Here is a 17,468-nt window from a genome sequence, read left to right as displayed (position 1 = left end):
TCACGGGTCCAGTTCAGCGCCGAGACACAGCAGTTGACGTACTACGTGATCTACGGGCCGACCCCGAAGGACATCCTGCGCAAGTACACCCAGCTTACGTCTACGCGGAGGGCGCGCCCGGCACGGTGCTGCAGGACTCCGTGTCCGTGCTCAACCCGGGCGCGCGGCCCGTGACCGTGCGGCTGCGCGGCGCGGACGCCGACAACACCAAGCACGGCGACCTCACCGTGCGCGCGGCCGGGAAGTCCACGGACACGGGCGCGTGGATCGCCTTCGCCGGAGACCGGGACGGCCGCCGGGTCCCGGTGCGCACGCTCTTGCTGCGGGTGCCCGCGCACACCCGGGCCGACGTGCCGTTCACCGTGAGTGTTCCGGCGGGCGCGACACCCGGGGACCACCCCGGCGCGATCGTGGCGGGCGCGGGCGGCCGGTCCTCGGCGGTCCGGGTCCAGCTGCGGGTCGGCGGTCCCTCGGTGTCGGCGCTCACGGTCGAGCACGTCGCCGTGCACGGCGGGCGCATCTCGTACGAGCTGGTCAACCGCGGCAACACCGTGCTCACCCCGAAACTCGCGGTACGCGCCGACGGCGTCCTCGGCCGGGCCCTGGACCGCGCCCCGCGCACCCTGCCCCTCGACCTCCTGCCCGGCCGCCGCGTCACGCTCACCGAACCCTGGCGCGACCCCCCGGCGCTGGACGCGGTCGACGTACGGCTGACGGTGACGGCGGCGGGCGGGGCGCGCGCCACGGCGTCCGCGTCGGTGCGGTTCGTGCCGTGGGGCGCGCTCGCGGCCACCGCCGGGGCGGGGCTCGCGGCGCTGGGCGCCTGGTGGGGCGTACGACGTCACAGGCGTCGTACGACGGACGGCGGGACGAGTGAACGGCCGCGTACGGAAGTCGAGTGGACGGGAGCGGTGTCGTGAGCGGAGTCCTGAGCGGCAAGGCGCGGATGTCGGCGCTGATGGCGGCGCTCGCGCTCGTCCTGGCCCCGCTGGCGGGACCGGTGTCCCCGGCGTCGGCAGCCGGGAAACCCGGTGTGAGCCTGTCCAAGTCCGAGGCGGGGACGGGCGGTTCGATCACCGTGACCGGCAACGGATGGCGGCCGAAGACCCTGCTGATGGTGCTGATCTGCGGGCAGGCCGTGCCGTCCCGCGGGGTGATCGGCGGCACCAACTCCTGCGCCAACGCCGGCGGCCGGGCCGTCACCACCGACGTGCAGGGCCACTTCAGCAAGGAACTGCCGGTCACCGAGCCGCCCGAACCGTGCCCGTGCGTGGTGCACGTCGCCACGGTCACAGGGGAGAAGGCGGAGGCCGACGCGATCTTCATGGTCGCCGGGCACTCGGTCGAGCCACTGCCGAAGGAGGTGGGCGGGGGGCGGCTCTCGGTGCTCACCGACACCCGCCTCGACGGGTCGAGCGGGCTGCTGACCTGGTTCGGCGCGCCGGCCTCGCGCGAGCTCGTCTTCACCGTCGGCAACGTCGGTACCGCCGCCGTCAAGGACCCCGTCTTCCAGATCGGCACCTCCCACGGCGTGTTCGCGCCGCAGTGGGAGGAACAGGACTGGCGCGGCACGATCGCACCCGGCAAGAAGGCGCAGATCAAGCTGCCGGTCGAGCTCGCGGCCGGGGCGCACGGCGACTACACGGTCTCGCTGCGGTACGGCGGGAAGGTCCTCGCCGAGCAGCCCTGGGGGGTGGGCCGCCCCTGGGGGGTGACCCTCTTCTGGATCCTGCTCGCCGTGGTGGTGCCGGCCGCGGTCTTCCGGGTCGGGATGGCCGTGGTGGACCGGGTGCGCCCGCGCAGGTCGGCGGGGCGGGCGGGGCGCCACCGGAGCCTGCGCCTGTCCGGACTCGCCTCCCGTGTGCCGAGGCCGGCCTCGTTCCGCATGGCCGAGGCGAGCCCGTCCCGTGTGCCCGGAGCGAGCGCCTCCGCGGCCACGCCCGTGCCACCCGGCACCGCTACGAACCCGTCCCTGCCGTGGTTCACGCCGGACACCGTTCCGGGGACCGCGGCGAACGGTCAGCTCTCCGCACCGCACGACACCGGTCCGACGACGAAGGGGAACACGTGAACAGGCGACGGAGAGTTGAGCCCGGAGGCCGCAGAACGAGTGCGGCCGGGGTGGCGCTGATGCTCGGCGGCGCGGGCATCCTGTTGGGAGTGGCCGCGGTCCCGGCGCAGGCCGCCGAGGTGTCGTACAAGACGGAGTGCATACCACCCGCGGCCTCCGGCCTGGGCCCCGTCGAGGGCACCACCAAGGTGGAGATCACCGCACCGGCGACGGCGAAGGTGGGCGACGAGATCCAGGTCGTGTGGAAGTTCGTCCAGGCGGCGTCCAAGAATCCGGACCTCATCGTCCTGCCGAAGGACTCGGTCAAGCCCACGGGAACTCTCAAGGCGTCCGGTGCGCAGACCGCGGACATCGCGATGGAGGGGCCGCAGAAGAACCCGGAGATTCCCAAGGGCGGCGACATGGTGCTGTCCGACATGACGGGCAAGGTCAAGCTGACGACCGCGGGTGATGTCACGCTGACCCCGGACGCGTACACCATCACCGCCTACTCGACGGACACCAAGTGCACGCCCCAGGAGGCGGTGCCGGCCGCTGCCACCGTCAAGGTGACGGCCGCCGAGGGCGGTTCGACGACCTCGGGTGGCTCAACCTCCGGCGGGACGACCACCTCCGGAGGCACGGCGACGGGTGGTGACACCGGCGGTACGACTTCGGGGGGATCCACGACCGGCGGTGCCACGACGTCCGGTGCCACGACGTCCGGTGGTTCGACGTCCGGTGGTTCGACGTCCGGTGGTTCGACGTCCGGTGGTTCGACGTCTGGCGGTTCGACGTCTGGTAGTTCGACGTCCGGTGGTTCGACGTCCGGCGGCAATGACGGTCAGACCGACTTCGCCGGAAAGACCGTGACCACGTCCTTCGCCTGCGCCTCGCCCGGCCCTGCCAAGATCGACTCTTCGGCGACGATCAACGCCAAGAAGAACGGCGGGAGTTACGACCTCACGGTGAAGACGGCCAAGGGCGTGATGAACAGCCCCGCCCCGCTGCCCGCGGGCGCGCTGAAGCCCTCCATGGTGATCACGGTCGGCGGCGATGACAGCGGCTCGCTCAAGGTCGAGGGCCCTGCCAACAAGGACGCCCTCAACACGGGCGACCCGGTCTCGCTCGGCGATATGACGGGCACGTACAAGCCCGGAGCGGACGGCAAGGCCACGCTCAGCCCAGGTGATCTGACGATCGTCGTGACGCTGAGTGCCGGATCCGACCCGATCACGATTCCCTGCAAGGCGACAAAGACCGCTGTCTCACTGGAACTTGACGTCCAGAAGCAGGCGGGCGGCGTCTCCGGCGCGACGACGTCGGGCTCCGGGTCGTCGTCCGGGTCGTCCTCCGGGTCGTCCTCGTCTTCGTCCTCGTCCTCCTCCGGCGGAGGCCTGGCCGAGACCGGCGCGAACGACCACGGCGGGCTTCGGGCACTCGGCTTCGTGGCCGGCACGGCGATCCTGCTCGGCGGAGCGGTCTTCACCTTCCTGCCGCGCCGCCGCGTGCGCTGACGCCCCCCTCGCACCGTCCGCACCCCGAGGTCCGCTGACATGTCCCACCTGCCCGAGGACCTGCGCTGGACCGGCTTCCCACCGGAGGCGCGCGCTTAGGGCCTGTCCGGCGGATCATGCCGCAGACGCGGGGCTTGGCACGCACATCTGCGACGTCGATGAGGCGCCGCCCGTTTCCTGCGACCTGATCCGCCGGACGGGCCCTGGCCCCGTACCCCGGCGAAGAGCACCGCAAGCAGCACGGACATGCTGAACAGCGTGAGGACCCCGCTCCAGAACGCGTCGTCGAGCGGGGTCCGCCGTCCCCTCCTCACCCGCCGTGCTCCTGCCGCAGATGCGCCCGCATCCGCACGTTCGCGTCGCTCACCGCGCTGTGGTCGAACACCGCGCGCGCCGCGTGGCGCCGTGCGGCGAACTCCCGGCAGGCCTCGCAACCGTCGACGGGAACGGGGGAGCGGCTCACGTCGTACGTCGGCCCGGTCATGGCGTACGCCCCTCTCCGTGTCTGCCGTGCGCCCGCAATTCCCGGTCGCATTCGGCGACCTCGCCCGTGCGGCCGGCTTCCTTCGCGGCCGTCCGCTGGGCGAGCAGGGCCGCGCACACGTCGCAGCCGCCGCCGTACGGGGGCCTGGGCGCCGCCACCGCCGTACGCGCCGTCATGCCGACCACTGCGCGAGCGCCGCCTCGATCGCCCGCAGCGCCGCGGGGGTCGGACGCGCCCGGCCGCCGGGCGGGGTCCAGGAGGAGGTGGCGCTGTGGGCACGGGTGCGGCGGGGTAGTCGGGGGAGGGGCGTGGTGGTCATGGGGCTCACTCCTTGGTTACGTGGTCGCGGACACGCCTGTGCGGAGCGCACCCGGTGGATTACGGTGCGTGTTCACAGTACGAGCATGCCGCGTGAGCAGGGCGGAAATGCCGTGGAAGGGCGCTGGTTCCACACCGGACACTCCAAATTCCACAAATTCCACAGCCGCCGGAGGGGGAGGACGGGATGCCGCAGAGACGGACGGTGACGAGCCGCAGCCAGGAGCCGCGCAGGCGATTCGCCGAGGAGGTGAGGGAGTTACGTGAGCGGAGCGGCGTCAGCCTGCGCCAGCTCGCGGAGCGACTGGGCTGGGACTGGTCGACACTCGGGAAGCTGGAGACCGGGCACACCCTGGGGAGCCCTGAGGTGGCCCAGGCGCTGGACCGGCATTACGGGACGCCGGGGTTGCTGTTGGCGTTGTGGGAGCTGGCGGTGGGCGATCCGACGCAGTTCAAGGAGCAGTACCGCAGGTACATGCTGCTGGAGGCGGAGGCGGTGAGCTTGTGGCACTTCGCCGTGAGTACCGTGCACGGCTTGCTTCAGGCGGATGGGTACGTGCGTGAAGTGCTCGCAGTGGGCGGCACCAAGGGCGAGGAACTGGCCCAGCAGGTGGAGGCGAGGGTCGGCCGCCGCGCGTTGCTGGTGGGCGAGGACGCGCCGCCGTTTCGCACCATCCTGTCCGAGGCTGTGCTGCGCACACCGTTGCGGGACGCCGAGGCGTGGAAGAAGCAGCTCGAACACCTCGCGGAGATGACAGAGCGCCCGAACATCACGCTTCAAGTACTGCCCCAGGCTTCCGGCCTGCACGGCTTGGTGAGCACCGACGTGATGTTCCTGAGGCTGCTCGACGGGCAGACGGTGGCCTACACCGAGACCGCCTACCACGGCGAACTGGTCGAAGAAAACAGGGAGGTTGAGCGTCTGCAACGTGCGTACGATTCGATGCGCGACCTGGCGCTGTCCCCGGCCGAGTCGCGGAAGTTCATCGGGCAGATGCTGGAGGAAGCACCATGCGATCCGTCGACCTGACAGCCGTGACATGGCGCAAGAGCAGCTACAGCAATTCGGACGGCGGCGAGTGCATCGAGGTCTCCGACGACCTTCTGGCCGCTGCCACTTGGCGCAAGAGCAGCTACAGCAACCCGGACGGCGGCGCATGCCTCGAAGTCGCCGACAACCTCCCCACCCCCACCCCCCTCGTCCCCGTCCGCGACTCCAAGAACCCCCACGGGCCCGCCCTCATACTCCCGGCGGCGGCCTGGGCGTCCTTCGTCACGGGCGTACGACGTGACGAGCTGCCCGGCGCCTGAGGCTCAGCGCTTGCCGATGTCGACGGCCCACACGCCCGTACGGTCGTAGGCCTCGATCGCGGCACGCCATGACCGCGTTCCTCGGCGAGCGCAGGTGAACACCTCGGTCGGCAGGAAAACGCCGGAGGGCCGCCGCACCCCAAAGGATGCGGCGGCCCTCCGACAAGCCCTGGACCTACGTCAGTGCACGTCGCCCATCAGGACCTTGACCTTCTTGCGGTACATCCACACCGCGACACCGGCGATCACGGCGAGCGTGGCCTCCAGGGCGACGATGCCCGTCTTGTTGAGGTCGACGTTGGCGATGGACAGCAGACCCGTCGTGGCGTCACCGGCGGTGACGGCCAGGAACCAGACACCCATCATCTGGGAGGCGTACTTCGCGGGAGCCATCTTCGTGGTGACGGAGAGGCCGACCGGGGAGAGCGTCAGCTCACCGACGGTCTGCACGAAGTAGATCGCGACCAGCCACATCGCGGCGGCCTTGTGACCACCCTCGGCGATCGTCAGCGGAGCCAGGAACAGGAAGAACGAGGCACCGATCAGGATCAGACCCGACGCGAACTTGGTGGCCGTGCTCGGCTCCTTGCCGCGCTTGTTCAGCGCCAGCCACGCCCAGGCGAACACCGGCGCGAGCGCCATGATCATGACCGGGTTGACGGACTGGTACCAGGAGACCGGGAACTCCCAGCCGAAGATCGTGTTCTCGGCGGAGGAGTCGGCGAAGATCGACATGGTCGAGCCGCCCTGGTCGTAGATCATCCAGAAGACGGCCGCGGCGACGAAGAACCAGATGTACGCGGACATCTTCGACTGCTCGGCGCGGTCGAGGTCCTTGTCCCGCTTGATGCGCGCGATGACCATGACCGGGATGATCAGACCGGCGATGGTGATCGGGACCAGCAGCCAGTTCAGGGTGTAGTGACCCGAGAAGCCGACGACGCAGTAGAAGACCACCGCGACGGCCGCCCACAGCGCGGACTTGCGCAGCGTCGCGGCCTTCTCCGCGGCCGACAGCGGCGTGGGGATCTCGTGCGAGCGCGGGTTCAGGTGACGGCCACCGAGCAGGTACTGGGCCAGGCCCAGCGCCATGCCGAGCGCGGCGAGCGCGAAGCCCAGGTGCCAGTTGACGTTCTCGCCGACGGTGCCGATGACCAGCGGAGCGGCGAAGGCGCCGACGTTGATGCCGATGTAGAAGAGCGTGAAGCCACCGTCACGGCGCGGGTCGTCCGGGCCGTCGTAGAGGTGACCGACCATCGTGGAGATGTTGGCCTTCAGCAGACCGGAACCGATCGCGACGAGCCCGAGGCCGCCGTAGAACGTTCCGGACGAGGGCAGGGCCAGCGTGAGGTGGCCCAGCATGATGATGACGCCCGCGACGGCGACCGTCTTGCGGGGGCCGAGGACGCGGTCGGCGAACCAGCCACCCGGCAGGGCGAGCAGGTACACCAGGGACAGGTACACCGAGTAGATCGCGGTCGCGGTGGCCGCGCTCAGGTGCAGGCCGCCCGGTGCCACCAGGTACAGCGGGAGCAGAGCCTTCATGCCGTAGTAGGAGAATCGCTCCCACATCTCGGTCATGAAGAGAGTGGCCAGTCCGCGGGGGTGGCCGAAGAAGGTCCTCTCGGAACCGGGGGTGCCCGGAGTCACCGAGTCCTTCGTCAGGCTGGACGCCATGGTCGTTCCTTGCTGGTCGGGACGCGCTGCTTGAGCGTTACGCGCCCGGTGGGGGGCGGCCGGCACCGGCGGGGTTCGCCCGTCCTTCCCCACGCCCACGGGGAGTCCGCTCCGGATTGCGAAGCGGCGGACGGCGACCACCGGGATCCACGCCCGTCACGCATCGATGCGCTCGGGCCCGGCCACAGGTCATTCCTTTCAAGGCTGGCGAACACCAGCCCGCACATGAAAGAGACCTTCAGCGTCAAGTGCGTGCCAAAGGTCCCTACGGGTGCTACAGGCGTCTGGTCACCATACGACATCTCAATGTGGCATATGGAAGGACTTGAGACATGGATCACAGGTGATAATGGAACCACGGATACCTATTCGAAGGTGTCAGGCAAGATCGCTTCCCACAGCCGCAGGCAGGAAACCGTACAGCCCCAGGTAAGAATTACGGTTGGCGATCACACCACAGGCGCTGTCCGCGGCGGACTACCATCACCCCATGACCCGTGTACTGCTCGCCGAGGACGACGCGTCCATCTCGGAGCCATTGGCCCGCGCCCTGCGCCGGGAGGGTTACGAGGTCGAAGTGCGCGAGGACGGACCCACCGCGCTCGACGCCGGAATGCAGGGCGGCGTCGACCTGGTCGTCCTGGACCTGGGCCTGCCCGGTATGGACGGCCTCGAAGTGGCCCGCCGCCTGCGTGCCGAAGGCCATACCGTCCCCATCCTCATCCTGACCGCGCGCGCCGACGAGGTGGACACCGTCGTCGGTCTCGACGCGGGCGCCGACGACTACGTCACCAAGCCCTTCCGACTTGCCGAACTGCTCGCCCGTGTCCGGGCCCTCCTGCGGCGCGGCGCCGCGGAGCCGCAGCAGCCGCCCGCCACGCACGGGGTGCGCATCGACGTCGAGTCGCACCGTGCCTGGATGGGCGACGAGGAACTCCAGCTCACGGCGAAGGAGTTCGACCTGCTGCGGGTCCTCGTCCGGGATGCCGGCAGGGTCGTCACGCGTGACCAGCTGATGCGCGAGGTCTGGGACACCACGTGGTGGTCGTCCACCAAGACCCTCGATATGCACATCTCCTGGCTCCGCAAGAAGCTCGGCGACGACGCGGCGAACCCCCGCTACATCGCGACGGTACGAGGAGTCGGCTTCCGCTTCGAAAAGAGCTGAGGTCCGCGGGGCGGAAGTGGGGCGGGGATCCCTGCCTGGAGGCTCTGTCCCCGCCCCCCCCCGCGTCGTCCTGAAGACGCGGAACCAGCGCCGACAAGAGCGCCCCGTCAGGGGCGCGGGGCCGTTACATATGCGGCTCCGCCGCGTGGGCGCGCCCAGCCCCCACCGGCCCGCGGACAGGGAACGACCCCACCTCACCCCCACCTCACCCACTCGCGCCCGAAGAACCCCGGCGATACCCGAACGCCCGCCCCCGCCCCAGTCCGGCGCAGCGTCAAGGCACACTGGTCCACGTACAGCCACCCGCCCGGAGGACCCCGTGCGTCGCCGTCTCATCCAGTCCACGCTCGCCGTCGTGCTCGTCGTGATCGCCGTCTTCGGCGTGTCCCTCGTGATCGTCGAGACCCGCACGATCAGCAACAGCGCCCAGGAACGCGTGGACTCCGAGGCCCTGCGCCTGGCCAGCATCGTCGACAGCCGCATCCTCGGCGACGAGCACATCAACGCGGAGATCCTCAAGAACCAGGTCGCGGAAGACCGGTACGCCGTGATCCGCATCCCCGGCCAGGCCCCCGTCGAGCTCGGCCTCCAGCCCACCGGTGACGTCATCCACTCCACGGCCAAGGGCGAGGAGGGCGAGACGGTCACCGTCCAGGAGCCACGCTCGGCCGTGACGCGCGAGGTCGGCCGCACCCTCCTGATCATCGCCGCGGTCGCGCTGCTGGCGATCGTCGCCGCGGTCCTGCTGGCCGTACGGCAGGCCAACCGACTCGCCTCCCCGCTCACCGACCTCGCGGAGACCGCGGAGCGGCTCGGCTCCGGCGACCCCCGCCCGCGCCACAAGCGCTACGGCGTCCCCGAGCTGGACCGTGTCGCCGATGTCCTGGACAGCAGCGCGGAGCGGATCGCACGGATGCTCACCGCCGAGCGCCGCCTCGCCGCGGACGCCTCCCACCAGCTCCGTACGCCGCTGACGGCCCTCTCCATGCGCCTGGAGGAAATCACCCTGACGGATGACCCGGACAACGTGAAGGAGGAGGCCACGATCGCCCTGACACAGGTCGAGCGCCTCACGGACGTGGTGGAGCGGCTGCTCACCAACGCCCGCGACCCCCGTACCGGCTCCGCCGTCACCTTCGACCTCGACGAGGTCATCAAGCAGCAGCTGGAGGAGTGGCGCCCGGCCTACCGCAGCGCGGGCCGCGCCATCGTCAGCTCGGGCAAGCGGCATCTGCAGGCCGTCGGCACCCCGGGCGCGGTCGCTCAGGTCCTGGCCGCGCTCATCGAGAACTCGCTCATGCACGGCGGCGGCACGGTCGCCCTGCGCACCCGTGTCACGGGCAACCAGGCCGTCGTGGAGGTCACGGACGAGGGCCCCGGTGTCCCCACCGACCTGGGCGCCCGCATCTTCGAGCGCACGATCAGCGGCCGCAATTCCACGGGCATCGGCCTCGCGGTCGCCCGCGACCTCGCGGAGGCGGACGGGGGCCGTCTGGAGATGCTCCAGGCCCAGCCGCCGGTGTTCGGCCTGTTCCTCTCCCGCACCCCGCTGAAGAGGCCACCGCTGGTGGAGGACGAGGAACGAACGGTCAGATAGCCCCGGACGGCAGGACAGCCCCGGACGGTCGCACACCCCCGGACGGTAGGACAGCCCCGGACGGCAGGACAGCCCCGGACGGTCGCACAGCCCCGGACGGTAGGACAGCCCTGGACCGGCCCTGGACGGCTCAGTTGGCCCGTGCGCGCGCCCGGGACCGTCGAGGCTTCGGCTCCTCGTCGAGGAGCGCCTCCGCGCTCTCCAGGACCTCACGCGCCTCGTCCGGGACCGTACGGAAGACCCACGTGCGGTACGACCAGAACCGGAACAGCGTCGCGACGCCGATGCCGAGGAACTTGAAGATGTTGCTCTGCAGCGGGCTGTCCCAGCCGAACCCGTACGTCGCCACGTACAGCACACCGTTCTCGATGACCAGCCCCACCGCGCTGAACAGCACGAAGAGGCCCATCTCCTTGGTGCGGCCGCCACGGTCACGGTCCCGGTACGTGAAGTAGCGGAACCCGACGTAGTTGAAGACGATTGCGACGATCGTGGCGATGACACTTGCCCGTACGACCTGCAGCCCGGTCGCGCTGCGCACCAGGTTGAAGGTCACCAGGTTGACGAGAAGCCCCGCTCCGCCGACTGCCCCGAACTTCGCGATCTCCCGGAACAGCCGGTCGAAACGGCGGCGAACCGCGCTGCGGGGCCGTACGTGAAGCCCCGAAGAAGCACTGCCCATGGTGTCGCCAGCCCCCGTAGGTCGGACATCGGTCGAAAAATTCAACCCAGCCACTCTAACCAGCGGGCCGCCCTCGTGCCTGTGGACGGTCTCACGGGACCGGAAAGAGCGAGTCACAGCGGGGGAAAACCGGGGCCGCAGGCGGGATCACAGCCGGACCGCGGGCGCGGAATCCGGCCCCCATGCGCGACCGATACCCTTGGAGCGTGACGTTCCCGGTAGTCGGCATGGTCGGCGGGGGCCAGCTCGCTCGTATGACACACGAGGCGGGCATCCCGCTCGGCATCAAGTTCAAGCTCCTCAGTGACACCCCTCAGGATTCCGCGGCGCAGGTCGTCGGTGATGTCGTCATCGGCGACTACCGCGACTTCGACACGCTGCGTGAGTTCGCGCGGGGCTGCGATGTGATCACCTTCGATCACGAACACGTACCCACCGAGCATCTGCGTGCCCTGGAGGCGGACGGCATCCCCATCCGTCCCGGCCCGGACGCGCTCGTGCACGCCCAGGACAAGGGCGTGATGCGCGCGAAGCTCGACGAGATCGGCGTGCCGTGCCCACGGCACCGGATCGTGACCGACGTCGAGGACGTGGCCGCGTTTGCGGCGGAGGGCCTCGCCGAAGGGGCCGAGGGCGACGGTTTCCCGATCATCCTCAAGACGGTCCGCGGCGGCTACGACGGCAAGGGCGTCTGGTTCGTCCGGTCGATCGAGGAGGCGGCCGACCCCTTCCGGGCCGGCGTGCCCGTCCTCGCCGAGGAGAAGGTCGACTTCGTACGGGAACTCGCGGCGAACGTCGTCCGCTCCCCGCACGGCCAGGCGGTCGCGTACCCCGTGGTCGAGTCCCAGCAGGTCGACGGCGTCTGTGACACGGTGATCGCCCCCGCGCCCGGCATACCGGACGAGCTGGCCCTCCAGGCCGAGGAGCTCGCGCTGCGCATCGCCAAGGAACTCGGTGTCGTCGGTCACCTGGCCGTCGAGCTCTTCGAGACCCCGGACGGCCGCATCCTGGTCAACGAGCTGGCCATGCGCCCGCACAACTCGGGCCACTGGACCCAGGACGGCGCGATCACCTCCCAGTTCGCCAACCACGTCCGCGCGGTCCTGGACCTCCCCCTCGGCGACCCGCGCCCGCGCACCAAGTGGACGGTCATGGTCAACGTCCTGGGCGGCGACTACCCGGACATGTACTCCGCGTACCTGCACTGCATGGCCCGGGATCCCCAGCTGAAGATCCACATGTACGGCAAGGACGTGAAGCCCGGCCGCAAGGTCGGCCACGTCAACACCTACGGCGAGGACCTGGACGACGTCCTCGAGCGCGCCCGCCACGCAGCCGGTTACCTGAGAGGCACGATCACCGAATGAGCCCCGTCGTAGGCATTGTCATGGGGTCGGACTCCGACTGGCCCGTCATGGAAGCGGCCGCGCAGGCGCTGGACGAGTTCGAGATCCCCTACGAGGTGGATGTCGTCTCCGCGCACCGCATGCCGCACGAGATGATCACGTACGGCGAGCAGGCCGCGGAGCGCGGGCTCAAGGCGATCATCGCGGGCGCCGGCGGGGCGGCCCATCTGCCCGGCATGCTCGCGTCCGTCACCCCGCTGCCCGTCATCGGCGTGCCGGTCCCGCTGAAGTACCTCGACGGCATGGACTCGCTGCTGTCGATCGTGCAGATGCCGGCCGGTGTCCCGGTCGCGACCGTCTCCGTCGGGGGCGCGCGCAACGCGGGCCTGCTGGCCGCCCGGATGCTCGCCGCGCACGACGAGGAACTCCTCACCCGCATGCGGGAGTTCCAGCAGGAGCTGAACGACCAGGCCACCGAGAAGGGCAAGCGGCTGCGCGCCAAGGTCGAGGGCGCGGGCGGCGGCTTCGGCTTCGGCTCCGGGAAGTGACGCGCATGGCCTCCCCCACCTCGTCCGCCACGTCCACGTCGTCCCTCGACGGGGCCCGCGCCCTCCTCGCCGACTTCCCCGTCGTCGACGGCCACAACGACCTCCCCTGGGCGCTGCGCGAACAGGTCCGCTACGACCTCGGTGCCCGCGACATCGCCGCCGACCAGAGCGCCCACCTGCACACCGACCTGGCCCGGCTGCGCGCCGGCGGCGTCGGCGCGCAGTTCTGGTCGGTGTACGTCCGCTCGGACCTGCCGGGCGCGGTCACCGCGACGCTGGAACAGATCGACTGCGTACGGCGGTTGATCGACCGTCACCCCTCCGACCTGCGGGCCGCGCTGACCGCCGCCGACATGGAGGCGGCGCGCGCGCAGGGCCGTATCGCCTCCCTGATGGGCGCGGAGGGCGGCCACTCCATCGACAACTCCCTCGCCGTGTTGCGAGGGTTGTACGCGCTGGGTGTGCGCTACATGACCCTCACCCACAACGACAACATCGCGTGGGCGGACTCGGCGACGGACGTGCCCACCGTCGGCGGTCTGTCGGCCTTCGGCCGTGAGGTCGTGCGGGAGATGAACCGCGAGGGCATGCTGGTCGACCTCTCGCACGTCGCGGCGACGACCATGCGGGACGCGCTCGACACGAGCTCCGCGCCGGTGATCTTCTCCCACTCCTCCTCGCGCGCGGTGTGCGACCACCCGCGCAACATCCCGGACGACGTCCTGGAGCGGCTGCCCGCCAACGGGGGAGTGGCGATGGTGACGTTCGTACCGAAGTTCGTCCTCCAGGCGGCGGTCGACTGGACGGCCGCGGCCGACGAGAACATGCGCGCGAACGGCTTCCACCACCTCGACACCACCCCCGAGGGCATGAAGGTCCACCGCGTCTTCGAGGAGTCCCACCCGCGCCCCGTCGCCACGGTGTCGACGGTGGCGGACCACCTCGACCACATGCGCGAGGTCGCCGGCGTCGACCATCTCGGCATAGGCGGTGACTACGACGGCACGGCGTTCACCCCGGACGGCCTCGACGACGTCTCCGGCTACCCGAACCTGATCGCCGAACTGCTGGACCGTGGCTGGTCGAAGACCGACCTCGCCAAGCTGACCTGGCAGAACGCGGTACGGGTGCTGGGTGCGGCCGAGGACGTGGCCCGTGACCTCCGGGCCACCCGCGGCCCGTCCAACGCGACGCTGGAACAGCTGGACGGCTGAGGCGCCGCCCCGGTGACTTCCCGGTGGGTGGGTGTACCCCCGAACGCCCTGTCCACCAGGGGCCCTGCACACCATGGACCCCGAGCCGGCCCCCGTCCTGGAGCGCGCCCGCGCCTTCCTCGCCGGTCACCCCGTCGCCGACGGTTACAGCGCTCTGCCCTGGGCGCTGCGCCACCTTCCCTGGTGCGACCTGGAGCTGGGCGGGAGCTCCGTGGACACCGAGGTGCCGCGGCTGCGGGAAGGACAGGTGGGCGCGCCGTTCTGGTCGCTGCACCTGCCCGAGGGGCTGGCCGGGGACCGGGCGGTCGGCGCGACCCTGGAGCGGCTGGACCTTCTCCTGGGCCGCGTCGACGGCCTCCCGGCTGGATCCGGCGTCGAAGTCGAGGTGGAACTGCTGCCCGTTGCGGTCGGCCCGGGGCCACTCCGGCGCCCTGTACCCCGGGGACCGCTGGAACGCCAGTCGCGGGGCGTCCGGGATCCGCAGGACGACCCAGTCGTCGTCCTCGGCCTCGGGGGTGCCGCCCGCCACGCGCGCGTAGAATCCGGCGAGGGCGCGCGGGTCGGGGCGGTCGAGCACGACGGAACGCAGTGCCGCGACGGGTTGTTCCACGACGTCCTCCTCGGTCAGCAGGCGCAGAGGCAGAACGGGTGCCCCGCCGGGTCGGCGTACACACGCCAGGTGCGTGAGCGGTCCTCGGCGTCGAGTGCCCGTGCGCCGAGCGCCAGCACGCCCTTCTCGGCGGCGTCCAGGTCGTCGACGGTCAGGTCCAGATGGAACTGCTGCGAGTCGTCGGGCGCGGGCCACCGCGGCGGTACGTGGCCGGGGGCGGCCTGGAAGGCCAGCGAGGGCCCCTCCGACACCTTCAGGTCGACCCAGTCCCCGTCCCCCTCGACCGTGCCGCCGAGCACCTCGGCGTAGAACCCGGCGAGGGCGCGCGGGTCGGGACAGTCCAGGACGACGACACCCAGCTTGGCGAGAGCCATGACTTCCTCCTCGAAGTCGAAGACACCCGGTTACCCTCAGAGGCCTATAACCGGTAACGGCTACTGCATGCTCCTGCATATGAGGTACCAGGGCAAGGGGGTGGACGCCGGGCGCACCGGAAGCCGTTGGACGTCTCGGGAGACCCTCGGGTAACTTTTGGCCAAGGCTTGATCATGGCCAAGCACGCGCGGAGACGGGGGAGTTGACCTCGACTCCGCGCGGTGATGGGCGTGTGAGGCCCACGCACATTTCTGACTTCGCCCTAGGGGGACCCTGATGAACAAGGCACGACTCGGCGCACTGGCCACGGCGGCCCTCGGAACGGTCGCCGCACTGGGGATCTCCGCTGCCCCGGCCCAGGCGGGCACCGCCGGCTACAACCTCTGTTACCAGGCCACGGACCTGTGGGCCGACCGCATGTGCCTCTTCTACAACTCCGACCAGCAGGGTTCCTTCGCGTCCTTCACGCAGAGCCACTCCGACCTGGCCGGGTGGATCTTCGGTCAGCAAGGGACGACCAACGCGGGTATGGGACAGGCCGTCAAGAACAACGCGGCGAGCGCCGCCAACCCGGGCGCCAGCTGCTGGCGCGTGTACTACAACAGCAACTACGCCGGCGCGAGCGACCTCATCAGCAGCTACTCGTACCGGGGCCTGGCCAACACGTACAACCAGGACGCCTCCGTCAAGGTCTGCTGACGGCTCTGAGCCCCGCCGTGGATGCGGTCGCCGTCGCGGGCGGCCGCATCCACGGCATCCCAGGCGACGCACCCTGCAACGCCCCGCCCTTCCTGATGGAGCCGCTATGAGACGCCCACGCCTGCGCGCGACCCTCCTGGCCGCCCTGGTGTCCGCCCTGGCGGCCGGACTCGTCGGCGGCTGCTCGTCGAACGGCGGGACGGACGGGCGGCCCGCGCCCCCGAGCGCCTCGTCCACCCGCCCCGCCGCCGTCCTGGGCTTTACTCCGCGGCGCCTCGAACTTCCCGTGTACGACTACCAGTTGAGCCCGGCCGAGTACGCCGAAGTCGCCAGGGCGAAGAACATCCTGATCGCCGCGTGTATGACACGGTACGGATTCTCCTGGAGCGCGCCGACGCCCACCGTCCCCCTTCAGGACCGCAGATACGGCGTCATCGACCTCCCGGCCGCCCAGCGGTACGGCTACCACCTGCTTCCCACGGACGATCCGGCCTCCGCTCCCGTCGCACAGGCCCGGATCTCCAAGAAGGAGACGGACGTCCTGACCGGCGGGCAACTGCTCGACGACGGCACCGGGAAGCCCCGTCTGATGGCCGGATACACCGCCCCCGTGCGGCGGGTCGACGGCAAGGAGGTGCCGTCCGGCGGCTGCGCCCAGGAAGCCGAGCGGAAGCTGCTCGGCCGCGCGGACCTCACCTCCCGGGCCGGCGTCGTGAGCCGGATCAACACCGGGTCGTTCGCCGCGTCCCTGAAGGACCCGGTCGTGAAGAAGGCGATGGCCCGGTGGTCCGCGTGCATGAAGGAGGCGGGGTACAACTACGCCGACCCGCTCAAGAGCATCGCGTCCGCCCGTCTCGACTCCGCCTCCGTGCCCCCCTCCGAGATCCAGTTGGCGACCGCCGACGTGAAGTGCAAGCGGTCGATGGGCCTCATCGGCACCTGGAGCCGCGAGGAGTCGGCCATCCAGCGCCGGATGATCAAGGAGAACGCGAAGGCCACGGCCGAGCAGCGCGGCGACAACGCGACCCGGCTGCGCAACGCGGCCGCGGTGATCCGCAAGTCCGGGAAGTGAGCGCCCTCACCAGGCAGGGCCGCCGCGGTTACCCCCTCCCTGCGTGCTGGAGGTAACGTCGCGGGCATGAGTGAGAGAGGGCACGCGCCCGGAGGCCTGGAACTGGTCCAGTCTCTGGTGAACACCCTGGACATCGAGTCGGGCGCCGACTCGCTGGACGCGGCGGAGGGCCGGACGTGCTTCGGGCTGACGGCGGACGACGTACCGTCGGCGCGTGAGCTGCGGGAATCACTGCGCGTGGCCCTCCTCGCCCACGCCGGCCACCCGCCGCACCGTGAGGTCACCCCGCTGGACGCCCTGCTGGCGCGGGCCCCGCTGTACGTGACGGTCGACGCCCGGGACGGCTCGGCCGCCCTCGCCCCCGCCGACGTACGCCCCCTGCTCTTCCGGGTCGCGGCGGCCGTCGCCGAGTCCGTGGTCGCGGGCACCTGGACCCGGCTGAAGGCCTGTGAGGCCGAGACCTGCCACTGGGCGTACTACGACCGCAGCCCGGCCGGACGCGGCCGCTGGTGCTCGATGCAGGTGTGCGGGGCACGCGCGAAGATGCGCCGGTACCGGGCCAAGGGACCTTAAGCCCCGCGAGCCACAGGAAGTTCACCGGCCACGGACGTACTCCGTGGTGCAGAATGCAACAAGACGCCGGTTCGGCCGACTGAGCCTCGGCCGAACCGGTGTCGTCCGTCCTTCCGGTGCTGTGCGGTCACAGCGCTAGGTCCTGTCGTCAAATTCCCGTCGTCCGCCCGGAGGGCGGGCCCTGCGGCGTCAGGTGCGTGCTCTCGGCGTGCCGGGCACAGGCCCTC

18 protein-coding genes and 3 pseudogenes are annotated in these 17,468 nt (G+C 70.6%); 14 read left to right on the top strand and 7 right to left on the bottom strand.

The features are described 5' to 3' along the window. Positions 1–95: 95 nt before the first annotated feature. The 3 genes and pseudogenes from ABZ656_RS47790 to ABZ656_RS47780 all read left to right on the top strand — a co-directional run. Positions 96–920, top strand: a pseudogene (locus ABZ656_RS47790) (hypothetical protein); the annotation flags it as partial. A gap of 26 nt (positions 921–946) precedes the next feature. Beyond that, the gene (locus tag ABZ656_RS47785) at positions 947–2,071 is read left to right on the top strand and encodes a hypothetical protein (protein ID WP_360277491.1); all 1,125 of its coding nucleotides are present in this window, start codon (positions 947–949) and stop codon (positions 2,069–2,071) included. Next, a complete protein-coding gene (locus tag ABZ656_RS47780) occupies positions 2,068–3,567 on the top strand; it encodes a hypothetical protein (protein WP_360277488.1) in 1,500 nt (499 codons plus the stop codon). The genes ABZ656_RS47785 and ABZ656_RS47780 overlap by 4 nt, the downstream gene beginning before the upstream one ends. 310 nt (positions 3,568–3,877) lie before the next feature. On the opposite strand, the gene ABZ656_RS47775 is transcribed toward ABZ656_RS47780, so the two are convergent. From ABZ656_RS47775 to ABZ656_RS47765, 3 genes are read right to left on the bottom strand one after another with little or no spacing between them, the layout of a single operon-like run. After that, positions 3,878–4,051 carry a hypothetical protein gene (locus tag ABZ656_RS47775; protein ID WP_159055457.1) on the bottom strand — a complete coding sequence of 58 codons (174 nt, stop codon included), beginning with the start codon at positions 4,049–4,051 and terminating at the stop codon, positions 3,878–3,880. After that, a complete protein-coding gene (locus ABZ656_RS47770) occupies positions 4,048–4,227 on the bottom strand; it encodes a hypothetical protein (RefSeq protein ID WP_129592292.1) in 180 nt (59 codons plus the stop codon). Before ABZ656_RS47770 ends, ABZ656_RS47775 begins: the two co-directional genes overlap by 4 nt. Further along, entirely contained in the window at positions 4,224–4,370 is a 147-nt protein-coding gene (locus tag ABZ656_RS47765) for a hypothetical protein (protein ID WP_360277483.1), read from the bottom strand. Before ABZ656_RS47765 ends, ABZ656_RS47770 begins: the two co-directional genes overlap by 4 nt. A gap of 186 nt (positions 4,371–4,556) precedes the next feature. Between ABZ656_RS47765 and ABZ656_RS47760 the strand changes: the two genes are divergently transcribed. Both ABZ656_RS47760 and ABZ656_RS47755 read left to right on the top strand, forming a co-directional pair. Continuing rightward, positions 4,557–5,399, top strand: a complete 843-nt coding sequence (locus tag ABZ656_RS47760; RefSeq protein ID WP_101404795.1) for a Scr1 family TA system antitoxin-like transcriptional regulator — start codon at positions 4,557–4,559, stop codon at positions 5,397–5,399. Then, entirely contained in the window at positions 5,381–5,680 is a 300-nt protein-coding gene (locus ABZ656_RS47755) for a DUF397 domain-containing protein (protein WP_360277480.1), read from the top strand. Before ABZ656_RS47760 ends, ABZ656_RS47755 begins: the two co-directional genes overlap by 19 nt. Positions 5,681–5,860: 180 nt before the next feature. Here the strand turns inward: ABZ656_RS47755 and ABZ656_RS47750 are convergent, their stop codons facing one another. Next, positions 5,861–7,357, bottom strand: a complete 1,497-nt coding sequence (locus ABZ656_RS47750) for an oligopeptide:H+ symporter (protein WP_101404797.1) — start codon at positions 7,355–7,357, stop codon at positions 5,861–5,863. A 490-nt stretch (positions 7,358–7,847) separates the two neighbouring features. On the opposite strand from ABZ656_RS47750, the gene ABZ656_RS47745 reads away from it, so the two are divergent. Together ABZ656_RS47745 and ABZ656_RS47740 are read left to right on the top strand one after the other, a co-directional pair. Beyond that, positions 7,848–8,525, top strand: a complete 678-nt coding sequence (locus ABZ656_RS47745) for a response regulator transcription factor (protein WP_018566970.1) — start codon at positions 7,848–7,850, stop codon at positions 8,523–8,525. Between the two features lie 319 nt (positions 8,526–8,844). Next, positions 8,845–10,122 carry an ATP-binding protein gene (locus ABZ656_RS47740; RefSeq protein WP_101404798.1) on the top strand — a complete coding sequence of 426 codons (1,278 nt, stop codon included), beginning with the start codon at positions 8,845–8,847 and terminating at the stop codon, positions 10,120–10,122. Between the two features lie 130 nt (positions 10,123–10,252). Here the strand turns inward: ABZ656_RS47740 and ABZ656_RS47735 are convergent, their stop codons facing one another. After that, complete coding sequence (locus tag ABZ656_RS47735) at positions 10,253–10,804, bottom strand: GtrA family protein (protein WP_360277475.1); 552 nt, start codon at positions 10,802–10,804, stop codon at positions 10,253–10,255. A 182-nt stretch (positions 10,805–10,986) separates the two neighbouring features. On the opposite strand from ABZ656_RS47735, the gene ABZ656_RS47730 reads away from it, so the two are divergent. The 4 genes and pseudogenes from ABZ656_RS47730 to ABZ656_RS47715 all read left to right on the top strand — a co-directional run. Then, on the top strand, positions 10,987–12,171 hold the full coding sequence (locus ABZ656_RS47730; protein WP_360277472.1) for a 5-(carboxyamino)imidazole ribonucleotide synthase: 1,185 nt from the start codon (positions 10,987–10,989) through the stop codon (positions 12,169–12,171). Further along, the gene (gene purE / locus ABZ656_RS47725; RefSeq protein WP_075027355.1) at positions 12,168–12,698 is read left to right on the top strand and encodes a 5-(carboxyamino)imidazole ribonucleotide mutase; all 531 of its coding nucleotides are present in this window, start codon (positions 12,168–12,170) and stop codon (positions 12,696–12,698) included. Before ABZ656_RS47730 ends, purE begins: the two co-directional genes overlap by 4 nt. Positions 12,699–12,703: 5 nt before the next feature. Continuing rightward, entirely contained in the window at positions 12,704–13,912 is a 1,209-nt protein-coding gene (locus tag ABZ656_RS47720) for a dipeptidase (protein ID WP_101408068.1), read from the top strand. A 64-nt stretch (positions 13,913–13,976) separates the two neighbouring features. Further along, a pseudogene (locus ABZ656_RS47715) lies at positions 13,977–14,249 on the top strand (membrane dipeptidase); the annotation flags it as partial. Here the strand turns inward: ABZ656_RS47715 and ABZ656_RS47710 are convergent. Next, positions 14,241–14,522, bottom strand: a pseudogene (locus ABZ656_RS47710) (VOC family protein); the annotation flags it as partial. The pseudogenes ABZ656_RS47715 and ABZ656_RS47710 sit on opposite strands and share 9 nt — an antisense overlap. Before the next feature lie 14 nt (positions 14,523–14,536). After that, the gene (locus ABZ656_RS47705) at positions 14,537–14,896 is read right to left on the bottom strand and encodes a VOC family protein (protein WP_101404801.1); all 360 of its coding nucleotides are present in this window, start codon (positions 14,894–14,896) and stop codon (positions 14,537–14,539) included. A 277-nt stretch (positions 14,897–15,173) separates the two neighbouring features. Between ABZ656_RS47705 and ABZ656_RS47700 the strand changes: the two genes are divergently transcribed. The 3 genes from ABZ656_RS47700 (at position 15,174) to ABZ656_RS47690 (ending at position 17,241) form a co-directional block, all read left to right on the top strand. Then, on the top strand, positions 15,174–15,596 hold the full coding sequence (locus ABZ656_RS47700; protein ID WP_101404802.1) for a peptidase inhibitor family I36 protein: 423 nt from the start codon (positions 15,174–15,176) through the stop codon (positions 15,594–15,596). Between the two features lie 106 nt (positions 15,597–15,702). Further along, positions 15,703–16,668: a hypothetical protein gene (locus ABZ656_RS47695; RefSeq protein ID WP_360277466.1), complete on the top strand. Its 966-nt coding sequence runs from the start codon at positions 15,703–15,705 to the stop codon at positions 16,666–16,668. A 66-nt stretch (positions 16,669–16,734) separates the two neighbouring features. Further along, the gene (locus ABZ656_RS47690; protein WP_101404804.1) at positions 16,735–17,241 is read left to right on the top strand and encodes a CGNR zinc finger domain-containing protein; all 507 of its coding nucleotides are present in this window, start codon (positions 16,735–16,737) and stop codon (positions 17,239–17,241) included. Positions 17,242–17,468 lie beyond the last annotated feature (227 nt).

The organism is Streptomyces sp. NPDC007095 (assembly GCF_040634475.1).
In the GTDB taxonomy this organism is placed as follows: domain Bacteria; phylum Actinomycetota; class Actinomycetes; order Streptomycetales; family Streptomycetaceae; genus Streptomyces.
The sequence above is the reverse complement of the archived record's forward strand: the minus strand, read 5'-3'. Positions and strand labels throughout refer to the sequence as shown.